This is a genomic window from Pseudomonas kribbensis (genome assembly GCF_003352185.1).
Lineage (GTDB): Bacteria > Pseudomonadota > Gammaproteobacteria > Pseudomonadales > Pseudomonadaceae > Aquipseudomonas > Aquipseudomonas kribbensis.
On sequence record NZ_CP029608.1, the window covers coordinates 1,073,433 to 1,093,706 of the forward strand.

A 20,274-nucleotide genomic window follows, 5' to 3' on the forward strand; every position below is an offset into this window, starting at 1 on the left:
TATCTCCGAATTGCATTTGCGTCGCTCCGGGTAGGAGTTTCGCCTGACGCAGCGCCGGGGTAGAGGGCTGCGCTTTCGACAAGCAAGGATTATTCCTGATTATTGTGACGAAACCAGAGACGTTCGTCCCATTTCATCGCTTGAATCGGAACGGGGCATCAGAGGTAGAATGGGATCCAACTACGCCAACAAGGACGTGTCCGCACACATGCCTGTCATTACTGACGTTCGCCTTGCCTCGCAGGCCTCTGTTGCGCTTGAGCGCGAGGAGCTTTTCCCCATACGCGAGGTGGCGCGGCTGACCGGCGTCAATCCGGTCACCCTGCGCGCATGGGAGCGGCGTTATGGTCTGATCCAGCCGACACGCACCGAAAGTGGGCACCGGTTGTATTCGATGACCGATATCGAACGCGTTCGCAGTATCGTCGACTGGATCGATCGTGGTGTCTCGGTGAGCAAGGTCGGCAGGATCCTGGCCAAGACCGAACCGATGAAGGCGTTGGCGCACATCATTCCCGATGACCTGGTGCAGGCTGACTATCTGCAATGGCAGGAGCAGGTTCAGCGAGCGGTCAGTTCGTTCGATGACCAGGAACTGGATCGGGTCTACGGTCAGATTTTCTCTTCCTACACGCTGCCTGTGGTGTTCCAGGACATCCTGATGCCGCTGTGGCTGCAGCTGTTGCAGCGACAGGATGCATTCGGCCAAACCAGCGAGTGGCTGTTCCTCGACGGTTTCCTGAGGGCGCGGGTACTGCAGCGCATCGTTGTGTTGCGTGGCTCGCATCCGCGCAAGGTGATTGTCAGTGCCCTGGCGGGGCAATGCCGTGAGCTTGAACTGCTGGTGGCGGCGCTGTTTCTCAGTGGCAACGATGCAGGCGTTCGGGTGTTGACCACCGGCCAGCCGTTCGATGAGCTGACACTGGTCTGCGAAAAGATCAAACCCCAGGCGCTGGTGCTGTTTTCCAATCACGCCCCGACTGCCGAATTGCCCCGGCGTCTGAACCGCCTGGCCCTGAGCCTGGATTGTCAGCTGATGCTGGCGGGCGATGCGTCGGATCTGGCGCAGGACAGCCTGGCCGGATCATCGGTGGGCTGTCTGGGCAATGAAGGGTCAACCATGCGCCAGCGCCTGAACCAGTTTCTCGCGGGGACGCTGGATACCTGAGGCTCAGGTGTGCAGGGCAGGGTGGGTCAGGCGATGTTGCTGAAGGATGAACTGGCGCAGGCGCTCGGTTTCGTCAGCGTCGCTCTGGCTCAGGTCGTAGGCGAAGAAACCGCTTTCGGTTTCCCGTTCGAAGGTGCCGCGCAGGGAAATCCGCTCATAGCCTGAAGGGCTGAACCACAGGGCGAAATGCTTCGGCGGCTTGGTCTTGTTGCGCACTTCCAGCAGCACGCCTTTATGCGAAACCTCGTGAACCCACAACATGCCCGGTTGGCCTTTGGCATTCTCCAGAGCTACCGGTTCTTCAAGGGCCAGACGCCACGGGCGAACCATCGGGCCGTCTTCGTAGATGCTTGGCACACCCAGGCGCAAATGCAGGGCATGGAACTCGTCTTCCACCAGATGCAGCGGAAAGGTCATCTGCTGGTTTTCGAAGTTGGCCTGGATGGTGACCTGCTCATGGGCCGCCAGGCGCGTGAGCAGATCACGGATCTGCGAACCACCATTGACCAGCAGGCTCGACGTCGCATCCCGCACATTGAGCTGCGGGTTGTGTTGCATGGTCTGGATGAAATCCAGCTCATCCTGGGTCAGGAGGGCGTCGCGTTGCATGGCTAGCTCGAAATAAATAATTACAAAGTCATTGGTGATTGTAGTTAATGACACTTAGTTCGCAGTTTTGTTTGCGCCGTTCGTCGCTTTCACGGCCGCCAGTTCTGCCTCGAGAGCTGCGACCTGGGCTTCCAGTTGCGCCACTCGCTGCTGCGCCTTGACCTGAACGGTGACGTCCTTTTGCACGCCAACGAAGTAAGTCTGACCATCATCAGCGTTTTTTACCGTCGACAGCGACAGCTCGTTCCAGAACGGTGTGCCGTCCTTGCGATAGTTTCGGATGATTTCCCGACACGAACCGTTACTGCGCAATGCTTCGCGGATCAGCGGCAAATTTTCCTGGTCCCGGTCTCCGGCCTGCAGAAAACGGCAATCCTGATACAGGATCTCTTCACTGGTGTAACCCGTCAGGCGTTCGAAAGCCGGGTTCACGTAAATCAGGATGTTGTCTTCCTTGCCTTCTCGCTCGGCCACCACGATTCCATCGTTCGACGCGTTGATCACCATCTGCAGCAGGCTGGCATTGATCATCTTTGAATCCCTTCAAGGTTGTCGGTGGCAGGCATTCTAGAAGATCAATCGGCGCTGTCTACTGGCCATCAGCGCTTATCGAGAGCCAATCGCAACATTGCGTCGGTGGCTGTTACTATCGCCGCTCTTTTTTTCAGTTTCAGGATCAGATTGATGAAAGTCGCCATCCTCTCCGGCTCGGTGTACGGCACGGCCGAAGAAGTCGCTCGCCACGCGCAGAGCCTGCTGAAAGCCGCCGGTTTTGAAACCTTCTACAACTCGCGCGCCAGCCTCGCCGATCTCCAGACCTTTGGCCCCGAGGCCTTGCTTGCCGTGACTTCGACCACCGGCATGGGCGAGTTGCCGGATAACCTGCAACCGCTGTATTCGAGCATTCGCGACCAGTTGCCGGCGGCCTGGCGCGGCTTGCCTGGCGCGGTGATCGCTTTGGGCGACGCCAGTTACGGCGACACGTTCTGCGGTGGTGGCGAGCAGATGCGTGAATTGTTCGGTGAGCTGGGCGTGCGTGAAGTGCAGGACATGCTGCGTATCGACGCCAGCGAAAGCGTCACCCCGGAAACCGACGCAGAGCCATGGCTCGAGCAGTTGATCGCCACGCTCAAAGGCTGATATCGCGTTCGCGCAGCAGCGCGAGCCAGGCCTGCGCCGCCTTCGACAGATAGGCGCCCCGGCGCCAGATGAACGCAATGTCCCAGCGCAGATAGTCCGGCGCGTTCAAGGTCAGGCGAACCACGCCTGGCCGCACCAGACCGCGGGCCACCACGCTGGGCAGCAGCACCACGCCTTGCCCGGCGGCCACCAGTGCCGCAAGAAAATCCGCCTGACCACTGCGGCCACCTTCCTTCGGGGTGAAGCCCATCTGCTGGCACGCTTGAAGTAAACGGTCGTTGAGCACGAAACTGCGCTGATACAGCAGGAACGGCGTGTCGGCCAGTTCCTCCAGACCGATTTCACCTTTCGTCGCCAACGGGTGATCCACCGGCAGCAGTGCATCGAGCGGCTCATCGCAGAACGGCTGAAAATCGAACTGCGGATCTTTCGGCAGCAGACTGCCGCCCAGCTCCAGTTCCCCGCTCAGCACCGCCTGTTCGACATTGCGGCTGCCGCCTTCGAGCAATTGCACGCTGATGTTCGGGTAACGCCGTCGGTATTCGGCGAACAGCCCGGCGAACAGCGCATCGCTGCCCAGCAAGGGCAAGCCGAGGCGCAACTCGCCCCGCGCCAGATGACTGAGATCATCCAGTTCCGTGAGCAATTCATCGCGCAAGCGCAGCATGCCTTCGGCCCGTTGCAACACCACGCTGCCGGCGGCGGTCAGGCGCAATTGCGAACCCAGGCGATCGAGCAGCGGGGTGCCGAGGCTCTGTTCGAGCTGGGCGATCTGCTTGCTCACGGCGGACTGACTGATGTGCAGGGTTTTCGCCGCTTGGGTGAAACCACCCTGATGCATGACTTCGACGAAGCTTTTGAGCTGTTTGAAATCCATGGCCTGATTCCAGATTGGAATGGCTTTGAGTCTAACAATTCGCTTCGGAGATGGCAGTCGGCTTCGTAAAATAGGCATCTGAAAGGAGCCCACCGATGAAAGCCTCAACCCTCAAATATCTCTCTCGCCTGCTGGCCGAACTGGCCGTGCTGCTCGGTCTCTACCTGCTCGGCTGCCAATTGGCGACGTGGCTGGCGTGGCCGATCCCCGGCGGGGTGATCGGTATGGCATTGTTGCTGCTGGCGTTTGCATTCGGCTGGGTCAAGCCGGCGGCGCTGCAAATGGGCGCGGGACTGTTGATGGCCGAGATGCTGCTGTTCTTCATTCCGGCGCTGATGAGCCTGCTGGATTACGGCGCCTTGTTGCGTGACGACGGCTGGCGGATCTTGCTGGTGATCGCCGCCGGCACGCTGATGGTGATGCTGGTGACGGCGTTCACCGTTGAATTGGCCGTGCGCCTGAGGCGGTCCCATGAAGCTTGAACTGATGCCGATGTTCTGGCTGGCGTTCACCTTGCTGGCCTACCTGTTCAGTCGCTGGCTGTATCGCCGTACCGGGCGTTACCTGCTGTCGCCGCTTATTCTGGTCCCCGCGTTGCTGCTGGCGCTTGCGGTGCCGCTGCATACCGCATACGCCGAATACTCCAGCAACACCCACTGGCTGATGCTGGTGCTCGGCCCGGTCACCGTCGCGTTTGCGGTGCCGATCTGGCAACAGCGACGTTTGCTGGTGCGGCACTGGTCGGCGTTGTTGCTGGGCATGCTGGCCGGCAGTGTCGCATCGATTGCCACCTCGTTCGGTCTGGCCAGGGCTTTGGCGTTGGACAGTTCGGTCACGCTGTCACTGGTGCCACGCTCGATCACCACGCCGTTTGCCATGCCGCTGGCGCAGGATCTCGGCGGGGTGCCTGAATTGACGGCGGTGTTCGTGATGTTCACCGGGGTCTTCGGCGCGATGCTCGGCGGGGTATTGCTCAAGTGGCTGCCGCTGCGAAGTGCCCTGGCGCGTGGCGCGTTGTTTGGCGTCGGCGCCCATGGTGCAGGCGTCAGTCGCGCCCATGAAGTGGGCGGCGAAGAAGGCTCGGTGGCGGGACTGGTGATGGTGCTCACCGGGCTGCTCAATCTGTTCGCCGCACCTTTGTTGGCGTCGTTGCTTTGACATGGATCCAAGCGGTTTGCGCAGCTGACTCGCTCAGTCATCAAGCTGGCTGCCAATGCAACTACGCGAAACCCCGGGGCTGACTAGACTGCTGACACCTGCCGAAAAAAACAAAAACAGAGGTGCATACAGTGAGCGTAGCCCCCGTCCCTTCTTCCTTGAATGTCAAAGATCAGGTCAGTGCTGCGGAGTGGCAGACCCGGGTCGATCTCGCCGCCTGCTATCGACTGGTCGCCCTGCATGGCTGGGACGATCTGATCTTTACCCACATCTCGGCCAAGGTGCCTGGCACCGAAGATTTCCTGATCAACCCGTTCGGGATGATGTTCCATGAGATCACCGCGTCCAGCCTGGTGAAGGTCGACCAGGCGGGCAACAAGCTCATGGACAGCCCCTACGAGATCAACCCTGCCGGCTACACCATCCACAGCGCCGTCCACGAAGTGCGCCATGACGTGGCCTGCGTGCTGCACACCCACACCGCTTCGGGTGTCGCCGTGTCGGCGCAGAAGCAGGGCGTGCTGCCGATCAGTCAGCAATCGTTGTTCGTGTTGTCGAGCCTGGCCTTTCACGCTTATGAAGGCGTGGCGCTCAATCACGAAGAGAAAGCGCGGCTGCAGACTGACCTCGGTGAAAACAATTTCCTGATGCTGCACAACCACGGTCTGCTGACCTGTGGCGGCACCATCGCCGATACGTTCCTGATGATGTTTACCTTCCAGCGTGCCTGTGACATTCAGGTCATGGCGCAAAGCGGCGGTGCCGAACTGATCGCCATCGAACCGCAGATTCTGGCGGGCGCCAAGGCGATGATCGCCGGCGTCACCAAAAGTGCTCAAGGCATGGGCGGCGCGCTGGCCTGGCCGGCGCTGCTGCGCAAACTCGATAAACAAGACCCGGGGTATAAACTCTAATGCCTCTCGCCGAGATTCCTCTGAGTGCCTGGCGCAAACGCAGCCAGTCGTTTGTCTTCCGTGGCCAGCCGATCCGCTACTGGACGGCGGGGCAGGGCGAACCGCTGCTGCTGATCCACGGCTTCCCGACGGCCAGCTGGGACTGGCATTACCTGTGGCAGCCGCTGGCCCAGCGCTTTCGGGTGATCGCCTGCGACATGCTCGGCTTCGGCGACTCGGCCAAACCGTTGAACCACACCTACAGCCTGCTGGAGCAAGCCGATCTGCAACAGGCGTTGCTCGCGCATCTTCAAATCGAGCAACCGGTGCATCTCCTTGCCCATGACTACGGCGACAGCGTTGCCCAGGAACTGCTGGCCCGGCATTACGAAGAGAAGATCGAAGTCGCCAGTTGTGTGTTCCTCAACGGTGGCCTGTTCCCGGAAACCCATCGTCCGCTGCTGGCGCAAAAGCTGTTGCTCAGCCCGCTGGGCTGGATGATCGGCCGAGCGTTTACCCGCGATGCCCTGGTGAAAAGCTTCCGGCAGATCTTCGGCCCGGACACCCGGCCCAGCGAAAGTGAAATGGATGATTTCTGGAGCCTGGTCGAGTGCAATCGCGGGCCGCGCATCATGCACAAGCTGATCACCTACATTCCGGAACGCCGGGTGCAGCGTGATCGTTGGGTCTCGGCAATGCAGCGTGGCGAGGTGCCGCTGCGGGTGATCGATGGCGAAGTCGATCCGATCTCCGGTGCGCACATGGTCGAACGTTATCGCGAGTTGATCCCCGATGCGGACACCGTGCTGTTGCCGGGCATCGGTCATTACCCGCAAATCGAAGCGCCGGTGCAGGTGCTCAAGCATTACCTGGAATTTCGTGATCACTTCGTGTTGCCGCCGCGCAAGGTGGCGTGCTCCTGATCGCAGGGCGGGGGCGCGTTGCGCCTCTGCACGGTTTCATCATCCCCCAGCCTTATCGCGCACCATTCAGCCTCAGCCGTGTTCGTTGTGACCGCACGCTCTGTGCCTGACACTCGGGGACACTGTCCCTCAGGCCTGCTGGAGTTGCCTCGATGAATGAGTCTGTGCGTTTCGAAGATAAAGTCGTGATCGTCACCGGAGCCGGTGGTGGCCTGGGGCGCGCTCATGCTTTGCTGTTCGCCAAACAGGGCGCCAGAGTGCTGGTCAACGACCTCGGCGGCTCGACCCAGGGCGAAGGCGCCAACGCTTCGGCCGCTGACCGCGTGGTGGCGGAAATTCGCGAGGCCGGCGGCATTGCCGAGGCCAACCATGACTCGGTGACCGACGGCGACAAACTGGTGCAGAACGCCCTCGATGTATTCGGTCGCGTCGATGTGGTGGTCAACAACGCCGGCATCCTGCGCGACAAGACTTTCCACAAGATGGAGGACGCTGACTGGGATCTGGTCTACCGCGTCCACGTCGAAGGCGCCTACAAAGTGACCCGCGCCGCATGGCCGCACCTGCGTGAGCAGAACTATGGGCGAGTGATCTTCACCGCATCAACGTCGGGCATCTATGGCAACTTCGGCCAGTCCAACTACGGCATGGCCAAACTCGGTCTCTACGGCCTGACCCGCACTCTGGCCATCGAAGGTCGCAAGAACAACATCCTGGTCAACGCCATTGCCCCCACCGGCGGCACACGCATGACCGAAGGCCTGATCCCGCCGCAAGTGTTCGAACAGCTCAAGCCGGAACTGGTCAGCCCACTGGTGGTGTACCTGGCCAGCGAGCAATGCCAGGAAACTTCCGGCCTGTTCGAAGTCGGCGGCGGCTGGATGGGCAAGGTGCGCTGGGAGCGGAGTCTGGGGGCCGGATTCGATCCTCGTGTTGGGTTCTCGCCGGAAGATGTGGCGGCGCACTGGCAGCAGATCTGTGATTTCGAAGGGGCGGCGCATCCGAAGGACAACATTGAAGCGCTGAAGGAGATGATGGGGAATTTGCAGAAGTTTTCGATTTGAACTCTCAAAACCACCCGACTATTCAGAGATAGTCAGGTGGTTTTTTAATAATTAATCGTAACGTTTTTCTACCAGGAACGTAGGTGCCTTCCAGTTGGGCCCTTTGACTGTTTTGCCGCTCTTATCGCTGGAGAGCACCCCGTCATTGAATAGTGAATTGTAAGTGGCGACCAAAATACCTTTTTGAACTACCTCACTACGATATAGCCCATACATCCTGTCAATACGCATTGCTGGCCAAAGCAGTGCAAATAAGGAGACCACATCGGCAACAGGCTCATTTTTGATGATTCTTTCGACCGTGTTCATTGTTCGAAACTCCTCATGTCCTTTTCGTACTCTCTCTGATCCTGCGCATTCATCGCATTGATTGCCTGCTCGGTATATAGGAGTGTTAATTCACTGCCGAGTTTGTAGTCTTCAAGGGCCGCTGTATGAGCGTTGTTCCATATCGGGGACTCATCCGATGGCGATGTATTGTCGCTATAGCCGAAAGCCCTATACCGCTCCAGCTCTCTCATTTCATGAGTGTAGTAGCGCAAATCCGTGTCTGAGTGCGCCCGGTGTCCGCTGAGAATGTCTTCCAGGCGTTGAATCATAATGTCGTTGGCGTCCGATTGATTGAGCCTTGCGATGTGTAGCTTTACCGCGTCAATCCCCTCTCGGGTGATGATGGCCGATCTCCAATCCAGATTAAGTATCGGCCCGCCAGCCTGCTCCGGATTGAATTTGCGGCCACTGTATTTGCCTTTGACTGAGGCCCCCTCATAAGGACTGCTGAAAACCACATAAAGCGGTTCAATCCCCGAATCAGCCGGAAACACGATGATGAATCGATCCCAGCCTTCCACCAGTATCGGATTCAAATCCAGCCGTCCTTCAACCGGCACGATGGACACCCCGGAATAAGCGGAAGAATCGGTATCCACTATTGGCGAGGCGGTCGATGCGTCACCCGGCGAAATAGCGGGTGTCCAGGTCAAGTAGTCGGTGGGCGAGTCCGATAGCGCGACCTTGTATACGTTGTTGAGCAGATCGTAGGCGGCATTCAGGACCAGCACACTTGAGCGAATATGGAAGTCATCGCTCGTAGCGACGAACACTTGCATACCGGCACCGAGTCGCCTGAGGCCGAGTCCGGTGTGCATCTCCAGCGTACCCTGTCGATCGGCGATTTCGCGGAGCGTCTCTGCCGGCTCGGACGACAACTCTGTGAGAGGAACGCTCATGGTAAAACGCTCGCCGTTGCCCAGATTTGAAGGCATCAACAGCGCCGCGAACCCCATCAGTACCGGACTGCCGAACAGCGCCGTGCCTGTCGCTGTCAGGGTCGCTGTTGCGGTACGTAATGCATTGAGTATTCCCGCCGAGGTAGCAGGGCTGAGGCTGACCGCAGTCGAAGCGAAAGAAACAGCCGGGCCGTTGCTGGCCATTGCTCCGGAGGCCGGAAAGACATGCTTCCTTTCCTCCTGTAACCGGGTCTGTTCCGCCGCAAGCGCCCGTGCCGCTGTTTCAGCGTTGGCTTGTGCCTCGGCCTGGGCGATCTTCAACGCAGCCACCCGTTCTTTCTCCCGAGCTTCAGCCTCAGCGTTCAGGCGCGCGGTCTCAGCCGCCAGTCGAGCCTGTTCGGCATCCCGACGTTGTTTCTCCGCCAATGCGGCCAGTCGAGCCTGTTCGCGTGCTCGTATTGCCTCCTGCTCCCGGCGTGCGGCTTCGGCAATATCTCGCTGGCGCTGTTGCTCCGCTGCAATTCGGGCATGTTCCGCAGCCTGCCGCTGCGCCTCTGCCGCGGCTGCCTGATCCTGTGCCTGCACGGTGGCCAGCCAGTTGAGCACACCGACCTGTTGCTGGTTGAGAAGCGCCAATGTCTGGCCCAGCAGCCGGGCTTCGTGGGCGGCCCGCAACGATTCACTCCATAACGCCCGGCTCTTGACCCCCGCGCCGTGCGCCCGCCGAATGGCAGATGCCTGATCCAGATAATCCTTGAAGGTTTTCCCCAGCGGATCGCTGCCATAGAAGCGGTTGGCGATGGCGGTCTGCCTTTGAAACTCTGCGCCCTTGCGTTGAATCAGCGTGTTCCTGACGCCGACTTCGCGAGCCAATGCCGCTGCGGGTGGTAGAGGGTTCGTCGGGCCTTCCAGTCTGATGGCCGCCAGTTCCACTTCAATGGAATGTGGAATCGAGGCGGCTTTTGCGTTGAATTCCTGTTCAACGGCGACTTGCGTTTCATGCATCAATTGACGCGTTTGCGAATTGGCACCGGCAGGGCCGAACGTGCCGCTGTAGGAATAACCCACATTGGTTTCTTTGAATGGCTCGTAATCATCCGGGGCGAACTCCCGGATATGTAATGCGTCCAGCTCTAACGGTGGAGGTTTTGGCATATTCATGTCCTTTTGAATGTGCGTTTTCATTCGCCCGAAAAATGCTCACGGGGGCGATGACATCCGTGTCACCGGCGAATGGTTGAGGTGTTTCAAGTTACCTCAGAGTGGAGGTGATCAAATCTGAGAAGCCCGTAAGTAACAGGGCGTTGTGTGGGAAGGGTTTTCGCGGGTTGTCGTTAATGCAGAAGGGATTCGTTCGGAACTCAAGGAAATGTCTGACGCGGTAATCGGAGGATCTTTGCAGAACCGCCATCCACACTTTTTTAAACGCCCATAAAAAAGGCCGCTGCAAACGCAGCGGCCAAGGTAAGACGTTGGATCAAGGAGCTACAAATCAACGTCAGTGAACACCTGGGCGATGGAGCGAAAAACGCTTCGGTCCATCAGAAATCGGATGCCGACGACTCGGTCGCGGACTTTTGCTTCGTGGCGGTCTGCCGTGAAAGCCCGTTCAGAATAAGCGCCTGAGGCCAAAGGAAAAATAGCGATTCCGGACATGCACTGTTACGGGGCATGTAACAGTGGGGTGCTCCGAGGTGGGGATCATCCGTTGCGTTGATCATGGGTTATCCAGCCGGTTCATGTCCTGCGGAAAGCCCCGTCCCAGGTAGGGATTCATCCTTTCGAGCGACAGCGCGAATACCTCCTTGGTGCGCTTATCGTCCCCGTGTGGCGGCAGTAGGGTGGGGCCTTCTGTCACTCACCGGGGAAGACGCATGACAAAAACAACAATGCGCGCCATCTTCAAACCGCAGGCGCTGGCCGCTGCGGTGGCCTTGGGTTGTTGGGCCCAGGCCCATGCCGTGGATTTCAACATCGGTGAAATCGAAGGCACGTTCGACTCGTCGCTGTCGGTCGGCGCGAGCTGGGGCATGCGCGATGCGGACAAGTCGCTGGTCGGCACGGTCAATGGCGGTACGGGTCAATCCTCGACCGGTGATGACGGGCGTTTGAACTTCAAGAAGGGCGAGACGTTTTCCAAGATCTTCAAGGGCATCCACGACCTTGAATTGAAGTACGGCGACACCGGTGTGTTCGTGCGTGGCAAGTACTGGTACGACTTCGAACTCAAGGATGAAGACCGCGAGTTCAAGCCGATCAGCGACAAGGGCCGCAAGGAAGGCGCCAAGTCTTCCGGCGGGCAGATTCTCGATGCGTTCGTCTATCACAACTACTCCATCGCCGATCTGCCGGGCACCGTGCGCGCCGGCAAGCAGGTGGTGAGCTGGGGTGAAAGTACCTTCATCGGCAACTCGATCAACAGCATCAACCCGATCGACGTCTCGGCGTTCCGTCGGCCCGGCGCGGAGATCAAGGAAGGCCTGATTCCGGTGAACATGCTGTTCGGCTCCCAGAGCCTGACGGACAAACTGTCGGTTGAGGGTTTCTATCAACTGGAATGGGACCAGACCGTTCTCGACAACTGCGGCACCTTCTTCGGTGTCGACGTGGCGGCGGACGGTTGCAACAACGGTTACACCGTCGGCAGCCCGGCGATTGCTCCTTTGGCGCCGTTGGCCGCTGCCTTCGGGCAACCCATTCAGGTCACTCGCGAAGGCGTGGTCGTGCCCCGTGGCGGCGATCGGGATGCGCGGGATTCCGGGCAGTGGGGGACGGCGTTGCGCTGGCTCGGCGACGATACCGAATATGGCCTGTACTTCATGAATTACCACAGCCGCACACCCACGGTCGGCACCACCACGGCCGGGCTGTCGACCCTGTCGGCACTGCCGGGGATGGTCAGCACCGCCAACCGCCTTGCACCCGGGAGCGGGTCCGGGCTGGCGCAAAGCGTGATGCTCGGGCGCGGTCAGTACTATCTCGAATACCCGGAAGACATCCGTCTGTATGGCGCAAGCTTCGCCACCACACTGCCCACCGGCACCGCGTGGACCGGTGAGCTCAGCTACCGGCCGAATGCACCGGTACAGGTCAACACCAACGACTTGACGCTGGCACTGCTCAATCCGATTGCCGGCGGTACGGCATCGCCGCTGACCACGTCGCCCGGCGCCGATAACAAAGGCTACCGGCGCAAGGAAGTGACGCAGCTGCAGAGCACCCTCACGCACTTTTTCGATCAGGTGCTGGGTGCCGAACGCCTGACCGTGGTCGGCGAGGCGGCGGTGGTGCGGGTCGGCGGACTGGAGTCGCGCAGCAAGCTGCGTTATGGCCGTGACTCGGTGTACGGCCAGTACGGTTTCGGCGGTGACACCGGCGGCTTCGTTACCTCGACCTCCTGGGGTTACCGCGCCCGGGCCATCCTCGATTACGCCAACGTGATCGGCGGGATCAACCTCAAGCCCAACCTGTCCTGGTCCCACGACGTTTCCGGTTACGGCCCCAACGGGTTGTTCAACGAGGGTGCCAAGGCCATCAGCGTCGGCGTCGATGCCGACTACCGCAACACCTACACCGCCAGCCTCAGTTACACCGATTTTTTTGGCGGCGATTACAACGTCCTCACTGACCGTGACTTCGTGGCCCTGAGCTTCGGCGTGAACTTCTGATCTGCCCGAGAAGGATGAAATCCATGCGCAAGATGATTCTGCAATGCGGTGTCTTGGCCCTGAGCCTGTTGGCTGTCAACGTGATCGCGGCGGTGTCGCCGCAAGAGGCCGACAAGCTCGGCACCAGCCTGACGCCGCTCGGCGCCGAGAAGGCCGGTAACGCCGACGGTTCGATTCCGGCCTGGACCGGCGGCATTCCAAAAAACGCCGGGGCGGTGGACAGCAAGGGCTTTCTTGCCGACCCGTTCGCCAATGAAAAGCCGCTGTTCACCATCACCGCCGCCAACGTCGACCAGTACAAGGCCAAACTCTCCGAGGGGCAGGTGGCGATGTTCAAGCGCTACCCGGAAACCTACAAGATTCCGGTCTACCCGACCCACCGCACCGTCGCCGTGCCACCGGAAATCTACGAGTCGGCCAAGCGCAGTGCGCTGAACGTGACCACGATCAACGACGGCAACGGCCTGGCCAATTTCACCGGTAATCGCTACTACGCCTTCCCGATTCCGAAGAACGGCGTCGAGGTGTTGTGGAACCACATCACCCGTTATCACGGCGGCAATCTGCGGCGGATCATCACCCAGGTGACACCGCAGACCAATGGCAGCTACACGCCGATCCGCTTCGAGGAAGAGATTGCCGTGCCGCAGTTGATGAAGGATCTGGACCCGCAGCAGGCGGCCAACGTACTGACCTTCTTCAAGCAATCGGTGACCGCACCCGCACGCCTGGCCGGCAACGTGCTGCTGGTGCACGAAACCCTCGACCAGGTGAAGGAGCCGCGTCTGGCCTGGATCTACAACGCCGGCCAGCGCCGGGTTCGCCGCGCGCCGCAAGTCGCCTACGACGGCCCGGGTACCGCCGCCGATGGCCTGCGGACCTCGGACAACTTCGACATGTTCTCCGGCGCCCCGGATCGTTACGACTGGAAGCTGGTCGGCAAGAAGGAAATGTACATTCCGTACAACAGCTACAAACTCGATTCGCCGAAGCTCAAGTACGACGACATCGTCAAGGCCGGGCACATCAATCAGGACCTGACCCGTTATGAATTGCATCGCGTCTGGGAAGTGATCGGTACGGTCAAACCGAGCGAGCGGCACATCTACGCCAAGCGCCACATGTACATCGACGAGGACAGCTGGCAGGTGGCATTGGTCGATCACTATGACGGTCGCGGGCAGCTGTGGCGGGTCGCCGAAGGGCATGCCCAGTACTACTACGATCACCAGGCCCAGGCCTACACGCTGGAAGCGCTCTACGACATCATCGCCGGTCGCTACATCGCCCTCGGGATGAAGAACGAAGAGAAGCACAGTTTCGAATTCGGCTTTGAAGCCAAGGTCGCCGACTTCACCCCTTCAGCCTTGCGTGCCGAGGGTGTCCGGTAAGGGATCGATACACTCGTGGGACAAAAGGCGACCGGGCGGTCGCCTTTTTTATGGGCCGCAATCAGCGACCTGAATACTCATCAACAAGCGTCGGGGAGAGGGCTAGGGTGAACGAATAACGATAAAAAGGCGCCCCCGATGACCGCCATGACACCCTGTCTGGACCGACCGGAATTTCTCCCGAGACTGTCTCCCCATCATCTGCCACGCCCGCGTCTTTGCGAGGCACTGTTCGATTCGGCGGCCCGGGTCAAACTGATCTGCGCGCCGGCCGGCAGCGGTAAAACCGCACTGCTCACCGAGTGCCTGCTGCAGGCTCCCGTCAATTGCACCGTCTGCTGGTTGCCGCTGGCAGGGGCGTCCTTGAGTGTCGGTGAATTTTGCGAACGGCTTGCGCGTGCGATGGGACTGACGGCCTCGGACGAGGCTTCGCTGCTTTATGAACTGGCGCGACGGTCCTCAGCAACCTGGGTGGTGATCGACGATTACTGCCGGAGTCCGGAACCTGCGCTGGATGCACTGCTCGACCGAATGCTGGCGATCAGCAGTCCGGCCATGACATGGTGGATCGGTACGCGGCGGCGTCCACCCTGTAACTGGCCGCGTCTGCTGCTCGATGATGCCTTGTACGAATGTGAAGGTGCGACGCTGGCGCTGACCCGGGAAGAAATCGCCCAAGTGTTGCGTCACTTGCCGCCGGCCCAGGCCGACAGCGTGGCTGCTCGTATTCATCTGCGCAGCGGTGGCTGGTGCGCCGGAGTGCGGATGCTGATGATGCAAAAATGCGACTGGTCGCAAAAGACCTTGCCGCAGCAACGCATGGACACCTTGCTCGACTACCTGCAACACGAACTGTTCAGCGGCCTGAGCCCGGAACTGGCTGAAGCCTGGCGGGTGCTGGCGCATTTGCCGCGCTTCAATGCCGGCCTGTGCGATCACCTGTTCGGTGCCGGGGACGGGGCGCAATGGATGCGCAGTCTGCAAACCCTCGGGTGTTTCATCGAACCCTGGCATGGATCTCCGGACTGGTTGCAGGTATGTGCTCCACTGTCGCGCCTGATGCGTGACGAACCGTGGCCTGCCGGGCGTTCCTGGCATCGCCGGGCCTGTCAGTGGTTTGCCGCCGGACAACATTGGAAATGTGCTTTCGAGCAGGCATTGCTGGCTGAAGAGTACGAGGTCGCAGTGAGCCTGTTACAGCATTTCAGTTTCGAGCATTTGTTCGAGGAACAGACGGTCGTGCTGTTACTGCGTCTTTATGAGCAACGCGGCGAGGAACTGCTGTTGGGTTCGGCGCAACTGGTCGGGTTGATTGCGGCTGCGTTGCTGTTCGCCGGGCGCTTTGCCCAAGCGGCGGATTGCATCGGGCAACTGTCGCGTTTTTTGCCGCCGCCGTCGGCTGCCCAGCAACGGCAACTGATCGCCCGCTGGCAGGCTCAGCAAGGCTGGCTGTTGCATCTGCAAGGACGGATGGACGAGGCGCGTGAGCACTTTGAGCAAGCCTTGATCGATCTGTCGCCCAAGGCCTGGACGGCGCGTCTGCTGTGTCTCTCGGGACGTACACAGCAGGCGTTGCTGTGTGGCGATCTGGAGCTGGCGCATTCGATCAATCGTGAAGCCCTTTGCCTGGCTCGGGCTGAAGGTTCATTGCTGTTCGAGGCGTTGCTGGAACTTGATCACGCCCAGTTGCTGGAGCAACGAGGGGCGTCTGCCCGAGCCGAAGAACTGCTGGCCGGCCTTTGCGAAATGCTCGGCTCGTCCGTCGAGCGACCGACGCCGCTGCTGGGGCGCATTGCCCTGCGTCGAGGGCGACTGGCGCTGAGCATGGGGCAACCGGAACGGGCGGCCGAGCACTTTCAGCAGGGACTCGACGACTGTCTGCGCAGCTTTGACAAACGAGTGCTTTACGGCTTTCTCGGCCAAGCGCAACTGGCCGCCGATCAGGGCGATTACCCACAGGCTTTCATGCGCCTGCGTGATGCCGAACGGTTAATGCAGCAGCGACAGATTCCGGACACGGTTTATCGCGGCGTCCTGTTGCAGGTCAGCAGCGAATTATGGCTGCAGCAAGGGCGGCCCGAACTGGCTCACGAGGCATTGAGCCGGGTGCTCAGACATTATCGTGGCTCACGTGCACGGCAGGCACCGCCGGCGACGCTTGAGCTGATTCCACGCATCGAGTGTTTGCTGATTCTGGCCGAGACCCGGTTGCATCAGGCGCATCAGCCAATGGTGCGTTTGCAATGTTTGATCGAGCTGGCTCACGCCAGCCGGATGATTGCGCTTGAAGCCGAGCTGTTACTGGCAATGAGCGAGGTGGCTTCGTTGCTCGGAAACCTGGAATCTTCCCGGCAATATTTTGAAAGAGGCCGGGCATTGGCCAGTCATTTCAGCTTGCCGCGATTGTTGATGAAGTTTGCGGAACGAGCACCGGGACTTTGGCCCGATTCGACACCCGACAGGAAACTTGCGGCTCACTGTGATGATGAAAGCTCACTGAGCCTGCGAGAGTCGCAGGTTCTGGAGTTGATTGCATCGGGAAGTTCCAATCGGCAAATTGCCGACAAATTGTTCATCTCGTTGCACACGGTAAAGACTCATGTCAGGCGAATCCACGTAAAGCTGGGTGTTGAGCGCCGTACGCATGCCGTGGCGCGGGCAAGAGTATTGGGTTTGTGTCGTTGAGGATTGTCGGTTTTCGGCTCATCGGAAATATATGGGAAAGGCTACAAATGCCTTGTGGTGGTTGTCGGCTGTCCTGATTTTTTTGCTTTGGATAGCTTTTGGAAAGAACAGGCGAGGCCTGGGTTTCCATCAACTGCCAAGGTGAATGAATTGAATATTGCATTGAATGAAAAGCACATGCTCGGTAGTCAGCCGTTGTGGCTCGATCGACTTGATCCCGATGTTCGAAATGCCTATTTCGAGCGACAAAGGGCATCCGCCATTCAGGAGGGAAATCTTCAAGGTCTACTGGCACCTTTCGGGTCGCTCAAAGAGTATGCCCGGCATGTGGTCAATCAGGTTTTGCATCTGGAGTTCGGAGATGCGTTCGATGCCGATGAGATCCAGTGCACATCCCGCTACACCTTCGCGGTGGGGACCCGGCAAGTTGTGCAGGAAGAAATCCGATCGCTGACCGAGCAATTCATCCTCGGTTTGCATGAAGAAGGACGCAGGGCTGTCGTTTCGTTCAAGGGGCGGGATCTTCCTCCCGGGCTCAACCAGCAATGGCTGGAGGAAATACTGATTCATGATGTCCGATCGCGCTATGGCGCGGAACTGGGCAAGCGTTACCAGCGTGCCGATGTCATTGCGGCGATGGCCGGCGCATTGCGAGAAAGCCTGCTGTTGAGCGCACTGGAGGCTCGTTATCAAGGCCACCTCAGCAACGACGACAATCTTTCGAGCATCCAGCGTGCGGTGACAGGCGACGGTGCATTCGTGATCGATGGCATCCGGTTTCTCGACAACACGCGACCATTGGCACAGATGCTGGTGATCGGGTTTCGCGAGGGGCGTGACACCCCAATGTTCCTGTACGCGCCGTACTCACCCGGCGGTCAGACGTGGTACGAGTGCCGAAGCCGGCGTCAGGTGGACATCACCGTGATCGACTGGACCAGAGAACCGGCAGGACGCGACTTCATCGCCTCCCGTGCTCATGCCTTGAACCGCGACCAGATTGTCGGTTTTCTGAAAAGGCTCGAGCAGATGCCGACCCTCTGGCAAGGCATCATTCCAGCCCCCACCCCACACCTTGCCGATGAAGTATTGAATGGCATTGTGGAAAACGAACGAACCTGGAGAATTTCTGAAGAGGAAAACCAGAGACCCTACGGGTACCGAACCGCGCCGGTTGAGCAGCGCCAGCGGTTTGCCCGCATCCATTGCGAACTCAAGGCATTGCAGACGCTGGCGGTGCGTGAAGGGGGGCTGATCACCTATGAGCGGTTCTGTTTTGAGCTGATCAAGGAACGTGTCGAACAGATCCTGGGAGAAGATGACGAGACCCACGTCAATCCCGACCTGATTTACGTGGACGTCGATCCGCAGCGGCAAATGACGTTGACCGAGTTGATCATCACCGAAACCCATTTTTATGCCAACGATGCCGGCTCGCCCTGGAGTTATCCGCGTTACACCCTTGACTCCGCCCATCCTCCGGTCAAAAAACTGGATATCCGCCACATTGCCAAGTGGTCGCAACATCTGCGTCCGGGTGAAAAATATATTGAAATGCTGACGAAGGAGTACCTCGATCCCACTCATCCAAAAGGTGCATTCAAGCGACAGCTTCACAAGGAAATTTCACTCCGCCAGATGCAGATCGGTGTGCTTCACGAGTGCTTTCACGGACGCCTGAAGAGTGCTCAATTCGATGAGCTCTTGCGGATCATCGCTGCCGGCGAAAAGGTCGATACCCGCCCGCTGTTTTCCATTCCGTTCGAAGCGCCGGGGCTGTTCCAGCTCCATATCCGGGATCGACCGGTCGTGGGAGTCTTTGTTCTTCGCGGGATAAGCGCAGGGCCGTTCGAGAGTTACCTTTTTACCCCGGATTCACCCGACGGTCGTTTGATCCGGCCGTATTCGGAGTTTGTTCCGGCAGTCAAGACTCTGGGACTTGGGCAGTATCTCTACAAGCGGGTGAGGTACAAGGATCAGCCAGTGGTCGGGACCTATATCACCGATCTGGAACAATTGAGAAGTTTCACCGAGGCACCGGTTGTTCAGCCGTTTTCGCGAGCCACTGATTTCAGCGGTGATTTCGACGGTTTGATCCAGCGGACCCTTTCCGATGTCGACGAGAAAACCGAAAGTCTCGACGAAATCGTTTTCAGACTGGTCTTCAATGCGGTGGAGGCCGCCGCCACGGCCATCAGCATAGTGATTCCGCCAGTGGGTATTGCGATGGGCGTGGCACTGCTGACAAAAAACCTGTGGGAAGCGGCCGAGGCTTACAACGATGGCGACCGTGCAACGGCACAGGTGCATTTTTTCTGGGCGCTGGTCGAACTGGCATCGTTGGGCAAGGCCGGTTATAGCCGTTTGGCTCCAACGAAAGCGCAGAAGGATCTCATCGGATTGTTGGGTGATGTCTACACGGTCGAAAAGTTCTTCTCTCAGGCGACCGGGCAAAAGAGACTTCCGTTGCAGGCGCTGGAGATCATTCAGTCAGTTCTCGATGAACCAGACTCCTTTGTCAGCCGGACTTACCTCAGATAACGGTCAGGACGTCCGTTCCTCCGGCTGATACCCCATCCGCCAACTCACGGCCCGCGTCGCCGCCAGCAACCGCTGCGCCGCCGGGCCGTTTTCGTCGGCGTGAAACAGCGATGTCGGGCCGACGATGGTCAACACAGCCGCGATCTGCCCGAGGGCGTTGAACACCGGTGCCGAGAGCGCATCGACACCGGGCATCAGCAAGCCGTGGACATGATGCAGACCGCGTTCGCGGATCTGTTCGCACAACGCCGCATAGGCCTTTTCGTCCGCCAGCGGATGGCCGCCGCTGGCGATTTCCTGTTCGCGCAATTCGTCGGTTTCCCGGTGCGGCAGATAGGCGCCAAACACCAGACCTGTCGAAGAGCTGAGCAGCGGCAACACCGAGCCCAATTGCGTCACCACCGTCACCGCGCGCACCGCCGGTTCGATGTGCACCACGGTCGCGCCCTGATTGCCCCAGACCGCCAGGAAACAGGTTTCGTTGAGCTCGTCGCGCAGTTCGGCCAGCGGCAGGGCGGCGACTTTCAGCACGTCCATACTGTTGAGTGCGGCCAGACCCACACGCAGCGCTTCGCGGCCAAGACCGTAATGGTTGGTGGCGGTGTTCTGTTCGGCGAACCCGCTGGCGATCAAGGCCTGCAGATAACGGTGAACCTTGCTCGCCGGCATCTGCACATGTTCGGCCAGGCGCGACAGCGAAGTGGACGGCGACAACTCGGCCAGGGCCTTGAGGATGTCGGTGCCGACTTCGGCGGAGCGGACTTTCTGTTTGCCGTTGCTGTCGCTGGTTTTTTCCATGGTGCTGCCGTGTCCCGGAACGAATGGGCGTCTTTATAGCTTGACGCTGGATAGCGAGCAAATTACGTTATGCGTAATTGAATTACGATAAAAATAACCCCGGCGTGCCAAGACCTCCGACCCAGAGCGT

At 59.5% G+C, this 20,274-nt stretch carries 17 protein-coding genes; 11 read left to right on the forward strand and 6 right to left on the reverse strand.

What is annotated here, in order from left to right:
* Positions 1-208: 208 nt before the first annotated feature.
* On the forward strand, positions 209-1,168 hold the full coding sequence (locus DLD99_RS04865; RefSeq protein WP_114886587.1) for a MerR family transcriptional regulator: 960 nt from the start codon (positions 209-211) through the stop codon (positions 1,166-1,168).
* A 3-nt stretch (positions 1,169-1,171) separates the two neighbouring features.
* On the opposite strand, the gene DLD99_RS04870 is transcribed toward DLD99_RS04865, so the two are convergent.
* A complete protein-coding gene (locus DLD99_RS04870; protein ID WP_114881443.1) occupies positions 1,172-1,777 on the reverse strand; it encodes a hypothetical protein in 606 nt (201 codons plus the stop codon).
* 54 nt (positions 1,778-1,831) lie between these two features.
* Positions 1,832-2,308 (reverse strand): PAS domain-containing protein, encoded by a 477-nt coding sequence (locus tag DLD99_RS04875; protein ID WP_114881444.1) that lies wholly within the window; start codon positions 2,306-2,308, stop codon positions 1,832-1,834.
* 153 nt (positions 2,309-2,461) lie between these two features.
* Here DLD99_RS04875 and DLD99_RS04880 point away from each other — a divergent pair, with 153 nt between their 5' ends.
* Positions 2,462-2,917 (forward strand): flavodoxin, encoded by a 456-nt coding sequence (locus DLD99_RS04880; protein ID WP_114881445.1) that lies wholly within the window; start codon positions 2,462-2,464, stop codon positions 2,915-2,917.
* On the opposite strand, the gene DLD99_RS04885 is transcribed toward DLD99_RS04880, so the two are convergent.
* Complete coding sequence (locus DLD99_RS04885; protein ID WP_114881446.1) at positions 2,907-3,794, reverse strand: LysR family transcriptional regulator; 888 nt, start codon at positions 3,792-3,794, stop codon at positions 2,907-2,909. The two genes, DLD99_RS04880 and DLD99_RS04885, sit on opposite strands and share 11 nt — an antisense overlap.
* Before the next feature lie 95 nt (positions 3,795-3,889).
* Here DLD99_RS04885 and DLD99_RS04890 point away from each other — a divergent pair, with 95 nt between their 5' ends.
* From DLD99_RS04890 to DLD99_RS04910, 5 genes are all read left to right on the forward strand, one after another.
* A complete protein-coding gene (locus DLD99_RS04890; RefSeq protein ID WP_114881447.1) occupies positions 3,890-4,276 on the forward strand; it encodes a CidA/LrgA family protein in 387 nt (128 codons plus the stop codon).
* Entirely contained in the window at positions 4,266-4,952 is a 687-nt protein-coding gene (locus DLD99_RS04895) for an LrgB family protein (protein WP_114881448.1), read from the forward strand. The genes DLD99_RS04890 and DLD99_RS04895 overlap by 11 nt, the downstream gene beginning before the upstream one ends.
* Before the next feature lie 131 nt (positions 4,953-5,083).
* Positions 5,084-5,866 (forward strand): class II aldolase/adducin family protein, encoded by a 783-nt coding sequence (locus DLD99_RS04900; protein WP_114881449.1) that lies wholly within the window; start codon positions 5,084-5,086, stop codon positions 5,864-5,866.
* Complete coding sequence (locus DLD99_RS04905) at positions 5,866-6,768, forward strand: alpha/beta fold hydrolase (protein WP_114881450.1); 903 nt, start codon at positions 5,866-5,868, stop codon at positions 6,766-6,768. The genes DLD99_RS04900 and DLD99_RS04905 overlap by 1 nt, the downstream gene beginning before the upstream one ends.
* A gap of 152 nt (positions 6,769-6,920) precedes the next feature.
* A complete protein-coding gene (locus DLD99_RS04910; RefSeq protein ID WP_114881451.1) occupies positions 6,921-7,832 on the forward strand; it encodes an SDR family oxidoreductase in 912 nt (303 codons plus the stop codon).
* A 51-nt stretch (positions 7,833-7,883) separates the two neighbouring features.
* Here DLD99_RS04910 and DLD99_RS04915 read toward each other — a convergent pair whose 3' ends face one another.
* Positions 7,884-8,141 (reverse strand): immunity protein, encoded by a 258-nt coding sequence (locus DLD99_RS04915; RefSeq protein WP_114881452.1) that lies wholly within the window; start codon positions 8,139-8,141, stop codon positions 7,884-7,886.
* A complete protein-coding gene (locus tag DLD99_RS04920; RefSeq protein ID WP_114886589.1) occupies positions 8,138-10,216 on the reverse strand; it encodes an S-type pyocin domain-containing protein in 2,079 nt (692 codons plus the stop codon). Before DLD99_RS04920 ends, DLD99_RS04915 begins: the two co-directional genes overlap by 4 nt.
* Positions 10,217-10,935: 719 nt before the next feature.
* On the opposite strand from DLD99_RS04920, the gene DLD99_RS04925 reads away from it, so the two are divergent.
* From DLD99_RS04925 to DLD99_RS04940, 4 genes are all read left to right on the forward strand, one after another.
* Entirely contained in the window at positions 10,936-12,729 is a 1,794-nt protein-coding gene (locus tag DLD99_RS04925; protein WP_114881453.1) for a DUF1302 domain-containing protein, read from the forward strand.
* Positions 12,730-12,752: 23 nt separating this feature from the next.
* Positions 12,753-14,120 (forward strand): DUF1329 domain-containing protein, encoded by a 1,368-nt coding sequence (locus DLD99_RS04930; RefSeq protein ID WP_114881454.1) that lies wholly within the window; start codon positions 12,753-12,755, stop codon positions 14,118-14,120.
* Between the two features lie 138 nt (positions 14,121-14,258).
* The gene (locus DLD99_RS04935; RefSeq protein WP_114881455.1) at positions 14,259-16,805 is read left to right on the forward strand and encodes a LuxR C-terminal-related transcriptional regulator; all 2,547 of its coding nucleotides are present in this window, start codon (positions 14,259-14,261) and stop codon (positions 16,803-16,805) included.
* A 141-nt stretch (positions 16,806-16,946) separates the two neighbouring features.
* Complete coding sequence (locus DLD99_RS04940) at positions 16,947-19,346, forward strand: dermonecrotic toxin domain-containing protein (protein WP_425273012.1); 2,400 nt, start codon at positions 16,947-16,949, stop codon at positions 19,344-19,346.
* A gap of 3 nt (positions 19,347-19,349) precedes the next feature.
* On the opposite strand, the gene DLD99_RS04945 is transcribed toward DLD99_RS04940, so the two are convergent.
* Entirely contained in the window at positions 19,350-20,144 is a 795-nt protein-coding gene (locus tag DLD99_RS04945) for an IclR family transcriptional regulator (protein WP_114881457.1), read from the reverse strand.
* Between the last annotated feature and the right edge of the window lie 130 nt (positions 20,145-20,274).

Bases quoted from the DNA above. Each gene is read 5' to 3' on its own strand.
- DLD99_RS04865 (WP_114886587.1), top strand. From the start codon at position 209: ATGCCTGTCATTACTGACGTTCGCCTTGCCTCGCAGGCCTCTGTTGCG.
- DLD99_RS04870 (WP_114881443.1), bottom strand. From the start codon at position 1,777: ATGCAACGCGACGCCCTCCTGACCCAGGATGAGCTGGATTTCATCCAG.
- DLD99_RS04875 (WP_114881444.1), bottom strand. From the start codon at position 2,308: ATGATCAATGCCAGCCTGCTGCAGATGGTGATCAACGCGTCGAACGAT.
- DLD99_RS04880 (WP_114881445.1), top strand. From the start codon at position 2,462: ATGAAAGTCGCCATCCTCTCCGGCTCGGTGTACGGCACGGCCGAAGAA.
- DLD99_RS04885 (WP_114881446.1), bottom strand. From the start codon at position 3,794: ATGGATTTCAAACAGCTCAAAAGCTTCGTCGAAGTCATGCATCAGGGT.
- DLD99_RS04890 (WP_114881447.1), top strand. From the start codon at position 3,890: ATGAAAGCCTCAACCCTCAAATATCTCTCTCGCCTGCTGGCCGAACTG.
- DLD99_RS04895 (WP_114881448.1), top strand. From the start codon at position 4,266: ATGAAGCTTGAACTGATGCCGATGTTCTGGCTGGCGTTCACCTTGCTG.
- DLD99_RS04905 (WP_114881450.1), top strand. From the start codon at position 5,866: ATGCCTCTCGCCGAGATTCCTCTGAGTGCCTGGCGCAAACGCAGCCAG.
- DLD99_RS04910 (WP_114881451.1), top strand. From the start codon at position 6,921: ATGAATGAGTCTGTGCGTTTCGAAGATAAAGTCGTGATCGTCACCGGA.
- DLD99_RS04915 (WP_114881452.1), bottom strand. From the start codon at position 8,141: ATGAACACGGTCGAAAGAATCATCAAAAATGAGCCTGTTGCCGATGTG.
- DLD99_RS04920 (WP_114886589.1), bottom strand. From the start codon at position 10,216: ATGCCAAAACCTCCACCGTTAGAGCTGGACGCATTACATATCCGGGAG.
- DLD99_RS04925 (WP_114881453.1), top strand. From the start codon at position 10,936: ATGACAAAAACAACAATGCGCGCCATCTTCAAACCGCAGGCGCTGGCC.
- DLD99_RS04930 (WP_114881454.1), top strand. From the start codon at position 12,753: ATGCGCAAGATGATTCTGCAATGCGGTGTCTTGGCCCTGAGCCTGTTG.
- DLD99_RS04935 (WP_114881455.1), top strand. From the start codon at position 14,259: ATGACCGCCATGACACCCTGTCTGGACCGACCGGAATTTCTCCCGAGA.
- DLD99_RS04945 (WP_114881457.1), bottom strand. From the start codon at position 20,144: ATGGAAAAAACCAGCGACAGCAACGGCAAACAGAAAGTCCGCTCCGCC.